This window comes from Biomaibacter sp. TOL (genome assembly GCF_059717795.1).
This window is the reverse complement of record NZ_AP046092.1, coordinates 387,559-400,581: the sequence shown is the minus strand read 5'-3', so window position 1 is coordinate 400,581 and position 13,023 is coordinate 387,559. Positions and strand designations below refer to the sequence as shown.

The following is a 13,023-nucleotide window of genomic DNA, read 5'->3' as shown; positions in this document are numbered from 1 at the left end:
GAAAGCCTTCAAGTAAGGTGATAGTTTCCGACCTACCCTTACTGAAGGCCTTCTCCATAATATCAAGTCACTATGATTGTAACATTTTTAGGCTCAACAGTAAAGGAGTATCGTAATATTTTTTTGCATAAATTAGCTCAAATGAAACTACACTGTCCCATATGCGGTAGCGCCCTTGTAGGTTATGGGATGTACCTTAGGAAGATAAAGACAACGGCCGGGAAAGAAGAATTCCCAATAGCCAGATACTACTGCCCGGGATGCAAGAAAACCCATGCGATAATACCGGATTTCATCTTGCCCTATAAGCATTACCCGGCAAAAGTGATTGAAGAAGCGGTGGAAGATGTGGTGGAAAAACGGATTTCACCGGAATATACAGAGGGAGAGCAGGACATATCCACCACAAAACGCTGGGTAAAAACATTTAAACTCCTCTCAAGCGAAATTGTAGGCACTCTGGAGAGCATAGCGTTCAGACTGTATGGCAAGACGTCATCCATAGTCGGGGAAATAGAAAGCTGCTTTAGCCGTTTAAAAACCGTTTTAAAACTATTACCCGATATTCTTTCCTGCTGCCTGTTCGGAAAGATTAACACCTGGCTTTTCGTGGAAAACACAAACCTGTGGCTTTTAGGAAAAAAATCAACATAGTTTGCTCTTTTGGCCGTCTCCCCCTGGTGGTAGTCTTTAGATAAACAAAAAACAGGGGAGATGACCAAAATGAACAAAGAAAGTATGGAAAAAGCCCTGGAGCGCTTCGCACTAATCTCACCCCTTCTGGAAGAAGACCTTGAAGCAGCGGAAAGAAGGAAAAGAAGAAATGAAATACTGTCAAAAGGCCAAATCTCAGAGAGGACCCTGCGCCGCTACTTACAGGCCTACAGGCAAAAAGGCCTTAATGGATTAATGCCAAAAGAGCGCTCCGATAAGGGACAAACAAGAGCCATACCGGAAGATATCCTAAAAGAAGCCATAAGTCTAAAACAAGAACTGCCCCAAAGAAGTGTTACAAGGATACTTCAGATCCTGGAGGGGGAAAAGCTCATATCCCCCGGGGATGTAGCAAGATCCACCCTTACACGGTATCTTGCAAACTTAGGTTTAACCCAAAAAGAATTAAAGCAAAAAGAGCCCAAAGCCCTCAGGAGATTTCAAAAAGAGCACAGAAACAAATTATGGCAAGCTGACGTCAAATACGGCCCCTACCTTCCGGACCCGGCCAATCCAAAGAAAAAGATACGCTCATACCTCATATGCTTCATCGATGATGCCACAAGATTAATATGCCATGGTGAATTTTATCTAAATCAAAAGCTTCCCATACTGGAAGATTGTTTCAGGAAAGCTATACTTAAACGAGGCATCCCCGATGCGGTATATGTAGACAATGGCAAGATATTCATCTCACACTGGTTTAAAGTAGCCTGCGGTAAACTGGGCATCCGCCATATAAATACCCCAATATATTCCGCAGAGTCTAAGGGCAAAATTGAAAGAATTAACCGCACCGTAGAGGATTTTTTAGCCGAGGTAAGCCTCCAAAACCCCGGGACATTGGACGAATTAAACAAAGCCTTCTTTGCCTGGGTGGAAGAAGGATACAATCATCATTCCCACAGCTCCTTAGAAGGTGAAACCCCGGCCGGTCGATTCCAAAAGGATACCCGACGCTTGCGCTTTGCCAATATTGACGAGCTAAGGGATGCTTTCCTTCGAGAAGAAAGCCGAAAAGTTGATAAAACCGGCTGTGTAAAACTTTGCGGCAAAACCTATGAAGTGGGCCTTGAATGGGTAAGAAAGACTGTGGATTTACGCTATGACCCCTTTGACCTTGAAGAAATAGAAGTATGGCATAAAGGTCAAAAACGGGGTTTAGCAAGGCCGCTTATCATAGGAGAATACAATGAAGTGTCCTATAGCAAAAAAGATGCCCCAACTCCTCAAAAATCATCCGGTTCAAGACTTTTGAGCATATTGGAAAAACAAGCTCAAAACCGCATGAAAGACAAATTAGGTGCCATCCCCTTCCGCCGTATGGAAGGAGGGGAAAACAATGTTTGAGCCTTTCTTTGGATTTGAAAAAACTCCTTTTCAAAAAGATGTGCCTGTAGGAAAACTGTTCAGCACCCCGGCCTATGAAGAGTTAGTATCAAGGCTAAAATACACTGCAGAAAAACGCCTCTTTGCCCTAATAACAGGCGAAGTGGGCTCGGGGAAATCCACTGCTTTAAGAAAACTTCTTGAGCTTTTAAATCCGAATAAATACAGGGTTATCTACATCAGCGACTCAGCCCTTACCCCCAGGCATTTTTACTGGGAATCTTTAAGGCAGCTTGGATGTGAACCAAAGTTTAACCGGGGCCAGGCTAAAAGACAGCTTCATCAGGTAATATTGGACCTTGCGGAAAATGAAAGAAAAACACCAGTCATAATAATCGATGAAGCACACCTGTTGGATAAAGAAATGCTGGAAGAAATGCGCTTTTTACTCAATTTCCGGATGGACTCCTACAACCCTTTGAGTCTCATACTGGTGGGCCAGCCGGAACTTAAAAGGGTATTGCAGCTTCAAGTCTATGAAGCCATTGCTCAGAGAGTAAATCTCCGGTATCACCTACCACCCATGGACAGGCAGGAATCCAAAGAATATGTTTGCCACCATCTGAAGATTGCCGGAGCAACTTCCTCAATCTTCACTGATGATGCTCTGGATGTTATCTATGAATATTCCGGAGGCATTGCAAGAAAGATAAACAATGTCTGCCTTGCCTGTCTGCTTTCGGCCTCAGCCAGTCAAAAGCGTTTGATAGATGACCATATGGTCAGGATTGTAATTGAAAATGAGTTTGCGGTATAAGCTATTTATCCCTCAAAAGACGGCAGGAGTGAATGCTTGCCTCTTTTGAGGGGGATTTTCAAGGTCCGGGTTTTATGGTCAAATAAAGTGAGTTAAATTTGCGGACGTTCAATTTGAGCAGAATGCGGTCAGAAAGTGTGAGAGGCTACAATAATATATTATCTTATGATAATAATATGTTGCATATTTTTCAACCAAGACGTATAATATAACTGTAGAATCATGGAGGAAGAAACAATGGGGGTTATTACAACAAAAGAAGAAGTAATAGATTTTTTAAGAAAAATGAAAGAATGTATAAACAATAGTAGATATAGCTTCGAGCCAAGAGAAAAAAACTTGAATACCTTGGGTAAATTAGGATTGATGCCGACTCACGTAAAAGAATATCTTTTGCAGCTAACTTATAAAAACTATTTTAATGGACCGGAAACAGACAGAGATGAGAACAAACCTTCTGGAGAAATAATGCTTTTTGGAGCTAAAATAAATGATACGGAAGTATACATAAAAGTTAAGCTATTATCGCTGAACAACGATATCTTCTGCATATGCTTGTCTTTCCATGAGGCGGAAAAGCCTATATATTATCCCGAATGGGATTAGGGGGTAAATAACATGAGTTTTGTATTTTGTCCAAACTGCCTAATTAACGATAGCAGAATAATTTCCAAAAAAGAAACTCTTAATGTAAAAGGCGATAAAATCGATATAACATCCAATGTCCGAATATGCAATAAATGCGGTGAAGAAATTTTCGATGAAGAACTGGATAGTGCCAATCTAGAAAGAGCGTATGCTATATATAGAAAAAGATACGGCCTTATGACACCCGATGAGATCAGGAAAATTCGAGAAAAATACAGGCTAAGTCAAAGGGCCTTTGGGAAAATACTCGGATGGGGCGAAATAACGATTCATAGATATGAAACCGGCGCCATTCAGGATGAAGCTCACAACAATATACTTGAACTTTTGAAGAATCCGGAAAATATGAAAGCCATGCTTTTAAAAAATAGGGATAAATTGAACGACGCTCAATACAAAAGGGCAATGGCTGCAGTAAATCAAATGCTTTACGAAAATACAAATTCGACACTCTTCAGTCATATAAATGACACACTGCAGATGAAACCCGTAGATATATATTCAGGCTATAAAAAATTTGATCTAGAAAAGTTTCTAAACTCCATTCTTTTTTTCTCGACCAAGGATAATGAATTGTATAAAACGAAGCTTAATAAGTATCTGTTTTATTTTGATTTTCTAACATTCAAACACACAACCGTTTCTGCTACCGGTGCAAGGTATAAAAAATATCCGTATGGCCCGGTGCCCGAAGATTATGATTTGCTACTGTGGGTTGCAGAAAAAGAAGGTTATGTAGAAATACTGCCGACTCAGAAATACGATTATACGGGCGATATAATAAAGCCTCTGGCAGATTATGATGAAAGTATTTTTACGGAGGACGAATTTGAAATACTAAATAAAGTGCTGAACATGTTTATTAACAAAACTACCGCAGCAACATCCCAAATATCACATGATGAAGAAGGTTATAAACAAACGAAAGATAGAGAGCTTATTTCGTATGAATATGCAAATACCATGAAAGACTGATTCTTCAGCCTCATCATGTTAGGCAGTGAACTTTTCAGACCGACGTCCATATCCTTGATATGCGGTTGATGGCTGCAACCATGCTTATAATGTTGGTCATGCAGGTGGTATAATACCGGCCTGATATTCGCACAGCCGTCGTCAGCTTTATTACCGCAAGCTGTATGCGAGCGCAGCCCGAAGAAGCGGTGTTTCAGGTAAAGAAGCAGCCCAACAGATATCAAGGAGGATAGAAGGCCTTTGCCTGGAAACCCACTGCCATATACCTCAGCATTGCAGTCGGATGTGCTTCAAAGTAAAGGCCCGAAGAGGATATTACCAGGGTGATAAATAAAAGAGTTAAATTAAATGAACTTGCTGATAAAAAATTGTTTTACTTGGCAGGAATTTAAGAAAATGTGTAGAATATACTTTAATAGATTGTTGGTTGGATAAACAAACAAGGAGGTAAGAGGATGCAACGAGAAATAAAAAACAGTGTAGGGATTTGGGCTTTCGGAAGTAATGCCACAAGGTTTGTGCCGGGAGGTTATCATCTGGAGGCAAAAGATGAAACCATGGAAGCCAAGACCGAAAGAGCGGCAAAAGGCCTGGAGGAATATGTTGACGGGTTTGAATATCATTACCCCAATGAAATCAACGAAAAAAATGTAGACTCGGTAAACGGCATTTTAAAGAGCGCTGGGAAGGACATTTACTGCATAGCTCTCGGCCACCATGTAAATGAGAGGTATGCCCTCGGCTCATTTATAAATCCGGACCCTGCCATACGCCGGGAAGCTTTAGAAGTAGCAAAGGCCGGAATCGACCTTGCGGCTTCTTTGGGAGCAAATTTTATCATATGGCCCGGCGGAGAAGGATACAACTACCCTTTCCAAACTGACTACGAGGCCATGTGGAATCATTTCATTGATGCCATTTGCACCCTTGCGGAACATGCCAACAAAAAAAATGTCACCATCTTTCTCGAACACAAGAACAGCGAACCTGCCATGAAAATAGCCATGAGAAATATCGGCATGACCTTATATGTCATAAACAAGGTTAAGGAAAGAGGCATTGACACAAAAAACCTTAAAGTTAACATGGACTGGCAGCACCTAATCATGAACGGCGAAAACCTGGCCGAATACGCGCGGCTCCTCCACATGGAAGGCAGGATGGGCCATCACCACGCCAACAGCGGATGGGGAATTTTCGACGATGATAACATGGTGGGAGCTCTGTGCTTCATGCAGACTCTGGAACTGGCCAAGGAACTCCAGCTTATGGGCTACGGCACAAATGGCGAAAGGATAGGTTATGACCTTTTCCCATACACAGAAGACCAGATAGAAGCCGTAAAACAGAGCGTAATCAACTGGGAGTTTATATGGGACCTTGCCAAAAGGATAGACACCGATGAGCTGATAAAAGCAAAGAATAAAAAAGATGCGGTGATGGCATGCAGGGCGGTTTACAGGGCTATGGGAGCCAAATAATAGAATGGGGGCGAAAGCAAAGTGGCGTACCTTGGAATAGATCTTGGGACATCATCGGTCAAGATTGTACTGATGGATGAAGAGGGAAAGGTTGCGGCAAGCATTTCGAAGAATTACCCCATCAATTACCCAAAAAAGAACTGGGCTGAACAAAATCCGGAAGACTGGTGGAATTCTACAAAAGAAGGCATAAGGGAACTAATTGCAACAATCGGTACAAAGGCAGATGAAATCAAGGGTATAGGACTCAGCGGCCAGATGCACGGTTCCGTGCTGATGGATAAACAGGGAAAGGTGCTAATGCCTGCCATACTCTGGTGCGACCAGAGGACCCAAGAGCAATGCGAGTATATCACCGAAAAACTTGGGCAGGCTGCTCTTTCAAAGCATACAGGCAACAAGGCCCTGCCGGGTTTCACGGCTCCCAAGATACTCTGGATAAAAAAATACCTGCCGGATGTCTTTGAAAAAACTGCCCATCTGCTGCTTCCAAAAGACTACATAAGGTACAAACTGACCGGAGAATATGCCACCGAGGTATCAGATGCTTCCGGAACCTTAATGTTCGACGTGGAGAACAGAAAATGGTCAAAAGAGATAACGGAATTTATAGGGCTATGCGGGGATGTTCTTCCGCAATGCTTCGAATCTTTTGAAGTGACGGGAAAAGTGAGCCGAAAAGCGGCGGAAGAGACAAACCTCAGGCAGGGCATTCCGGTGGTGGGAGGAGGCGGAGACCAGGCAGCTGGGGCTGTAGGCACCGGAGCCGTAAAAAGTGGCATAGTTTCTGTAGCCCTGGGAACCTCGGGAGTTGTGTTTGCCAGCCAGGATACATACAATGTTGACGAACAAAACAGGCTTCACTCCTTCTGCCATGCAAACGGTAGGTGGCTTGTCATGGGAGTAATGCTGTCGGCGGCATCATGCCTGAAGTGGTGGGCAGAAGAAATCTGCAAAGTCGATGAAAAAAAAGGTTTTGACGAATTGCTGAGCGAAGCTGAAGGTGTCAACTCTGCAAGCAACGGCATCATCTTTCTCCCATACTTGATGGGTGAAAGGACTCCTTATCCAGATCCAGATGCCAGAGGTTCCTTTATCGGCCTGAATATCACTCACGACAGAGGTTATATGACAAGGGCCATCATAGAGGGAGTAAGTTTTGGCCTGAGAGATTCCCTGGAAATAATAAAAACTCTGGGGATTCCAGTCAAGGAGGTTCGGGTTACCGGTGGGGGCGCCAGGAGCAAGTTGTGGCGCCGGACTCTGGCAGATATATTTGACACAAACGTAAACATGATAAATGCCACCGAAGGCCCGGCCTACGGTGCAGCCATACTGGCAGCAGTTGGCACCGGCCAGTTTGCTTCTGTTGAAGAAGCCTGCGATGAGCTGATAAAAGTCACGGAAAGTGTAGAGCCGGTAGAAGAGAATAAAAAAAGATATGATGAAGTATATGAGATATACAAAGACATGTACCCTGTTCTGAGCCAAACTTTTCATAAACTAGCAGGGCTAAATGTCTGATACTAACTAAAAAACAGAGGTGCTACATGAAGACAGCCGATCAAATTCTTGTGAAACAAATAAACAAATCCCTCGTATTGAATTATATCCGAAAAAAGGTGCAGATTTCACGGGCGGACATATCAAAGAGGACGGGGCTGAACCGTTCAACCGTTTCCGCTCTTGTTGACGAATTAATATCCGATGGATTGATTGTAGAAGAAGGCATTGGAACTTCCAAAGGTGGAAGAAAGCCTGTAATACTTGCTATTAATAAAGAGGCGGGAAATATAATAGGCGTTGACCTGGGAGTCAATTATATACTGGTGGTACTGGTAAATCTTCTGGGGGAGATTATAAGAGAAAAAAGGATCAATATAAACCCGCGGGATTCTGTGGAAAAAAATGTTGAGGCGCTTCTTAACTTGATTCAGGAAGTATCAAATTGTGCCCCCAAAACGCTCAAGGGCCTCCTGGGCATAGGGATAGGGGTGCCTGGAATCGTAAATTACGAAAAAGGCCTGGTCTTGATGGCGCCCAATCTCAGATGGATGAATGTGGGCCTAAAGGACATAGTGGAACAAAGATTCAAAGTACCCGTGTTCATCGATAATGAGGCCAATGCCGGCGCGATTGGAGAAAAATGGTTTGGCCTGGGCAAAAAAGCTACCAACTTTGTTTACGTAAGTGCGGGCATAGGCGTGGGCACTGGAATCATAATAAACGATGAGCTCTATCGCGGATCTTCAGGCCTTGCCGGCGAGATGGGCCATATGACCATAGACATGAATGGAAAAGCCTGTTCATGTGAAAACCTGGGGTGCTGGGAGGAATATGCCTCAGAAAAAGCCCTTTTCAGATATTTGAAAGACCAATCCGCTTCCTTCGAAAAGAAATCAAAAATTAATTTAAACAGGATAGAACAAATGACAGTTTTTGATGTGGTGGACGCCGCCAAGTCGGGAGATCCCCTGGCCGTTTCTGCCTTCCGATGGGTGGGCAGGCACCTTGGAGTGGGAGTAGCCGGCATCATAAATACCTTCAACCCGGATCTGGTAATTATCGGAAATACCATTTCCATGGCGGGCGACATAGTCTTAGAAGAAGTAAAGAACGAAGTAAAACAGCGCAGCTTTATAACCAGATATTCCGAAGTTTCTATTGCCCTCTCGCGGCTTAACATGCATGCCTGCGCCATGGGGGCGGTATCGCTGGTTATGTCAAAGGTGTTTGCCACACCGGAGGTTTAAAACAGAAGTCAAGATTGGATTATAATAGCTGTTCTTCAAGGGGGGTGAGAATGAGAAAAGTTATTGCTTTAAACTAATCTAATTTTATTGAATTTTCAAAAGGGAGGCAAGAAAATGTTAATGTCAAAGGGATTGAAAGCTGTTGTTATTCTGAGCGTATTTTTACTGCTGCTTGCAAGCCTGGCGGGCTGCGCAAAAGCCCCAACCAGTGAAAGCCAGAGTTCTCAAAGCCAGCAGGCACAGGAGACTCCACAGCAGCCCGAGAAAATCAGGATAGGTCTCAGCATGGATGACCTGAGGCTGGAAAGATGGCAGAAAGACAGAGACTACTTTGTGGAAAAGGCGAAAGAATTGGGAGCCGAAGTTTTGGTACAGTCAGCCAACGGTGACGACCAGACCCAGATGTCCCAGTGCGAAAACCTGATAGCCCAGGGCATAAATGTTCTGGTCATAATACCGCATAACGGCGATGCCATGGCGCCCATAGTGGAAGAAGCTCACAAGTCGGGCGTAAAGGTGATTGCATACGACAGGCTGATAACCAATTCGGATGTGGATTATTACATCTCATTCGACAACGTGAAAGTCGGTGAACTTCAGGCGCAAGCCGTCGTAGACAGGGTGCCTTCCGGCAATTACTTCCTGATGGGAGGATCGCCCACCGACAATAATGCCAAACTGCTGCGGCAAGGGCAGATGAAGGTGCTGCAGCCCTTGATCGACAAAGGCGCCATTAAAGTGGTGGGCGATCAATGGGTAAAAGACTGGCTGGCTGAGGAAGCATTAAAGATCATGGAAAATGCCCTCACGGCCAACAAAAACAAAATAGATGCAGTTGTTGCTTCTAATGATAGCACAGCAGGAGGCGCAATTCAAGCCCTTGCAGCGCAAAAACTGGCGGGCAAAGTGGCAATTTCCGGCCAGGATGCCGACCTTGCCGCATGCCAGAGAGTGGTGGAGGGGACCCAGACGGTTACGGTCTACAAACCCATAAAATTGATTGCCACAGAAGCCGCTCAGCTGGCCGTTGCCGCTGCAAAAAACGAGAAAGTTGAAACCAACGGAGCCACAAATAATGGCAAGATCGATGTGCCCTCAGTACTCCTGACGCCAATACCGGTGAGCAAGGATAACATGGCTGAAACAGTTATAAAAGACGGATTCCACAAACTCGAAGAAGTTTATAAAAATGTTCCGAAGGACCAGTGGCCAAAAATCTAACTGAAAGAAGCCCGCATGATATTTTGCTGCGGACACGCCCGTACGCCGCTTGCGGCAGCAGTAGCCGACGGGATGAGCGAAACTAGTCCCGCTCCATAATACATGCGGGTCAAGTGAGTCTTTCAATGGGCTGAGGGGAATGAAAAAATCATTCCCCTGCTCATAAAAATCACTTGAACAAAGGCGGAGAGATATATGGATGATTTCATCCTGGAAATGAAGAATATAACCAAAGATTTTCCCGGAGTAAGGGCTTTAAACAACGTATGCCTGAAAGTAAAAAAGGGCGAAATACACGCCCTTTGCGGCGAAAATGGGGCAGGCAAATCCACCCTGATGAAGATATTGAGCGGAGTTTATCCCTGCGGCACTTATGAAGGAGAAATATTTTTAAACGGCAAAAAAGCAATATTTCATAGCGTAAAAGATGCTGAAAAATCGGGAATTTCTATAATACACCAGGAATTGACCCTGTTTAAGGAACTGCCCATTTACGAAAACATATTTGTTGGCAATGAACCGAACACCAGAGGCATAATAAACATCCACGAAAGCGTAAAAAGAACCACTGCCTTGCTGAAAGAGCTAAAGATGGATGTCAACCCATATACAAAGGTCAAGAACCTTGGGATAGGCCAACAGCAACTGGTAGAAATAGCCAAGGCGTTATCCAAGAACACACAATTGCTGATTTTGGATGAACCCACCGCCTCATTGACCGAGCTTGAAGTGGAAATATTGATGTCCATATTGAAACAGCTGAAACAAAAAGACGTAACCTGCATATACATATCCCATAAAATCGATGAGGTTTTCAGAATCGCAGATACAATAACTGTAATTCGGGACGGATGCACAATAGAAACCAGAGATGCTGAAAAAATTACAAAGGATGAAGTAATCAGACTTATGGTGGGGCGTGAAATTACTGACCTTTTTCCAAAAGAAGACCATGCCGTGGAGGAAGAATTTTTCAGTGTAAAAAACTTCGATGTATTCGATGTGAAAAATCCTGCAAGAAAAGTTGTAGATAACGCAAGTTTTAATCTGAAAAAAGGGGAGATTTTAGGAATTGCGGGGCTCATCGGCGCTGGGAGGACCGAACTTGTTTCGAGCATATATGGCTCCTATCCTGGGAAGTGGAATGGAGAACTATTTTTAAACGGCAAAAGGATAGTCATAAAAACCCCCCAGGACGCATTGAGATACGGCATTGCCATGGTGCCGGAGGATCGAAAAAAACTGGGCTTGATAGAACCGCTTTCAGTAAAAGACAACATAACGATAGCCAGCCTTGAAGATTACAGGGAAAGGCTTGATTCAATAAACAGCATGCGAGAGAACCTGGATTCTCTGAAAATTGTAAAGAAACTGCGCATAAAGACGCCCCATTTAAAGACACTGGTGAAAAATCTGAGCGGAGGAAACCAGCAGAAAGTTATTCTGGCAAGGTACCTGCTCAGAAAATTAAATATATTGATACTGGATGAACCAACCAGAGGCATAGATGTGGGAGCAAAATATGAAATCTACAGACTGATCAATGAACTCATCAGGGAAGGCATATCGGTGATTATGGTTTCTTCGGAGTTGAAGGAAATAATAGGCATGGCTGATCGGGTTATAGTTATGCATGAAGGAAAGATCAAAGGAGAATTCATAAATAAGAACCTGGACCAGGAGACTATCATGCAATGTGCTATAGGGAGGAGAAACTAATGGCAGTAAATTTGAATGAGACGCCCTCAACCGGGCGTGGAAAAAATATTCCGGGTTTCAATATAAGGACATATACGATGATAATAGCCTTGCTGTCCATATGGATCATCTTTACCTGCGCCACGAAAGGAGATTTTTTAACGCCAAGAAACCTGTCAAATCTTTTTAGGCAGATGTCGATAACCGGTGTGCTGGCCATAGGCATGACATTTGTAATAATTGCCGCTCAAATAGACTTGTCGGTGGGATCATTGCTGGGCCTGACCGGTGGTATCTCAGCCATACTCAACGTCTGGTACAACGTGAATGGGATATTTTCAATTCTAATCGCTCTTGTAGTAGGCCTTCTGATTGGAATCTGGAACGGATGGTGGGTGGCATACAAAAAGGTGCCTTCTTTCATCGTTACACTCGCAGGAATGCTGGTTTATAGGGGGATACTGATCGGGATTACAAGAGGCACAACCATCGCACCTCTGAGCCCTGAATTTAAATTTTTAGGCCAGGCATACCTCACAAACATCACAGGATATTTTTCGGGCGCACTGTTGATACTGGCCATCATATACAGTTCAGTAAAAAGCAGAACACAAAGAATAAAATATAATCTGGATGTGATGCCGGTGCCGCTGGAAATCGGCAAAACTGCAGGAATAATTATACTCCTTGTGGCTTTCATTGCAATTTTGAACCTTTATCAGGGCATACCATTTCCCATATTTATTTTGGCTGTGCTGGCCATTCTATTCTCATATATATTGAACAAAACGGTATTCGGCAGGAGGGTTTATGCCATAGGCGGAAATATTGAAGCCGCAAAGCTATCGGGAATTAATGTCAATAAAAACACCCTGATGCTCTTTGCCATGAATGGCCTGCTGGCAGCCACCGCAGGCGTCCTGCTGACAGCAAGGCTTGATGCGGCATCTGTATCTGCCGGGCAAAATGCCGAGCTTGATGCCATAGCCGCATGCGTCATAGGCGGAGCCAGCATGATGGGAGGCATAGGCACCATAAGCGGATCTATCATAGGAGCACTTGTCATGGCAAGCCTTGACAACGGTATGAGCATGTTGAATATAGAAACCTTCTGGCAGTATATAGTAAAAGGCCTGATACTTTTGACGGCCGTATGGATAGATATTTCATCAAAAAATAAGAGTTAAATGGGATTAACTTTTGCTGCACTCTCAAGTTTCCGCTTTTAGCACCCCTATCATGAATACTGTGCGAATTGGTATAATAGGCCCACTGAGCAATTGTTTCAAACCCTTGGGCTTTATGCTCGGGGTTTTTGTTCTGAAGGATGACGGAATTAGTTCCATATTTTTTTAAAAAAGACGGAACTTTTTCCGCCATTTTTCCG

Annotated in this window: 11 protein-coding genes; all 11 read left to right on the top strand. The window is 43.7% G+C overall.

The features are described 5' to 3' along the window. Nucleotides 1-72: 72 nt before the first annotated feature. The 11 genes from AC6I1H_RS02120 to AC6I1H_RS02070 all read left to right on the top strand — a co-directional run bounded on the left by AC6I1H_RS02120 (nucleotide 73) and on the right by AC6I1H_RS02070 (nucleotide 12,823). Nucleotides 73-654 (top strand): DUF6431 domain-containing protein, encoded by a 582-nt coding sequence (locus tag AC6I1H_RS02120; protein ID WP_497739391.1) that lies wholly within the window; start codon nucleotides 73-75, stop codon nucleotides 652-654. A 60-nt stretch (nucleotides 655-714) separates the two neighbouring features. Beyond that, nucleotides 715-2,064 (top strand): transposase, encoded by a 1,350-nt coding sequence (locus AC6I1H_RS02115; RefSeq protein ID WP_497737976.1) that lies wholly within the window; start codon nucleotides 715-717, stop codon nucleotides 2,062-2,064. After that, nucleotides 2,057-2,860, top strand: coding sequence for an ExeA family protein (locus AC6I1H_RS02110; protein ID WP_497737977.1), 804 nt, complete (start codon nucleotides 2,057-2,059; stop codon nucleotides 2,858-2,860). Before AC6I1H_RS02115 ends, AC6I1H_RS02110 begins: the two co-directional genes overlap by 8 nt. A 237-nt stretch (nucleotides 2,861-3,097) precedes the next feature. Next, complete coding sequence (locus AC6I1H_RS02105) at nucleotides 3,098-3,466, top strand: type II toxin-antitoxin system MqsR family toxin (RefSeq protein WP_497739390.1); 369 nt, start codon at nucleotides 3,098-3,100, stop codon at nucleotides 3,464-3,466. Between the two features lie 12 nt (nucleotides 3,467-3,478). After that, the gene (locus tag AC6I1H_RS02100; protein WP_497739389.1) at nucleotides 3,479-4,483 is read left to right on the top strand and encodes a type II TA system antitoxin MqsA family protein; all 1,005 of its coding nucleotides are present in this window, start codon (nucleotides 3,479-3,481) and stop codon (nucleotides 4,481-4,483) included. A 455-nt stretch (nucleotides 4,484-4,938) separates the two neighbouring features. After that, entirely contained in the window at nucleotides 4,939-5,964 is a 1,026-nt protein-coding gene (locus tag AC6I1H_RS02095; RefSeq protein ID WP_497739388.1) for a sugar phosphate isomerase/epimerase family protein, read from the top strand. Nucleotides 5,965-5,985: 21 nt separating this feature from the next. Continuing rightward, complete coding sequence (xylB, locus tag AC6I1H_RS02090) at nucleotides 5,986-7,488, top strand: xylulokinase (RefSeq protein WP_497739387.1); 1,503 nt, start codon at nucleotides 5,986-5,988, stop codon at nucleotides 7,486-7,488. 26 nt (nucleotides 7,489-7,514) lie between these two features. Then, complete coding sequence (locus AC6I1H_RS02085) at nucleotides 7,515-8,717, top strand: ROK family protein (RefSeq protein ID WP_497739386.1); 1,203 nt, start codon at nucleotides 7,515-7,517, stop codon at nucleotides 8,715-8,717. Between the two features lie 120 nt (nucleotides 8,718-8,837). Next, nucleotides 8,838-9,938 (top strand): D-xylose ABC transporter substrate-binding protein, encoded by a 1,101-nt coding sequence (gene xylF / locus AC6I1H_RS02080; protein ID WP_497740684.1) that lies wholly within the window; start codon nucleotides 8,838-8,840, stop codon nucleotides 9,936-9,938. Between the two features lie 195 nt (nucleotides 9,939-10,133). Beyond that, nucleotides 10,134-11,657: a xylose ABC transporter ATP-binding protein gene (locus AC6I1H_RS02075; protein ID WP_497739385.1), complete on the top strand. Its 1,524-nt coding sequence runs from the start codon at nucleotides 10,134-10,136 to the stop codon at nucleotides 11,655-11,657. Beyond that, nucleotides 11,657-12,823 carry a sugar ABC transporter permease gene (locus AC6I1H_RS02070; protein ID WP_497739384.1) on the top strand — a complete coding sequence of 389 codons (1,167 nt, stop codon included), beginning with the start codon at nucleotides 11,657-11,659 and terminating at the stop codon, nucleotides 12,821-12,823. Before AC6I1H_RS02075 ends, AC6I1H_RS02070 begins: the two co-directional genes overlap by 1 nt. The last annotated feature ends 200 nt before the right edge of the window (nucleotides 12,824-13,023 follow it).

Bases quoted from the DNA above. Each gene is read 5' to 3' on its own strand.
- AC6I1H_RS02120 (WP_497739391.1), top strand. From the start codon at position 73: ATGATTGTAACATTTTTAGGCTCAACAGTAAAGGAGTATCGTAATATT.
- AC6I1H_RS02115 (WP_497737976.1), top strand. From the start codon at position 715: ATGACCAAAATGAACAAAGAAAGTATGGAAAAAGCCCTGGAGCGCTTC.
- AC6I1H_RS02110 (WP_497737977.1), top strand. From the start codon at position 2,057: ATGTTTGAGCCTTTCTTTGGATTTGAAAAAACTCCTTTTCAAAAAGAT.
- AC6I1H_RS02105 (WP_497739390.1), top strand. From the start codon at position 3,098: ATGGGGGTTATTACAACAAAAGAAGAAGTAATAGATTTTTTAAGAAAA.
- AC6I1H_RS02100 (WP_497739389.1), top strand. From the start codon at position 3,479: ATGAGTTTTGTATTTTGTCCAAACTGCCTAATTAACGATAGCAGAATA.
- AC6I1H_RS02095 (WP_497739388.1), top strand. From the start codon at position 4,939: ATGCAACGAGAAATAAAAAACAGTGTAGGGATTTGGGCTTTCGGAAGT.
- AC6I1H_RS02085 (WP_497739386.1), top strand. From the start codon at position 7,515: ATGAAGACAGCCGATCAAATTCTTGTGAAACAAATAAACAAATCCCTC.
- xylF (WP_497740684.1), top strand. From the start codon at position 8,838: ATGTCAAAGGGATTGAAAGCTGTTGTTATTCTGAGCGTATTTTTACTG.
- AC6I1H_RS02075 (WP_497739385.1), top strand. From the start codon at position 10,134: ATGGATGATTTCATCCTGGAAATGAAGAATATAACCAAAGATTTTCCC.
- AC6I1H_RS02070 (WP_497739384.1), top strand. From the start codon at position 11,657: ATGGCAGTAAATTTGAATGAGACGCCCTCAACCGGGCGTGGAAAAAAT.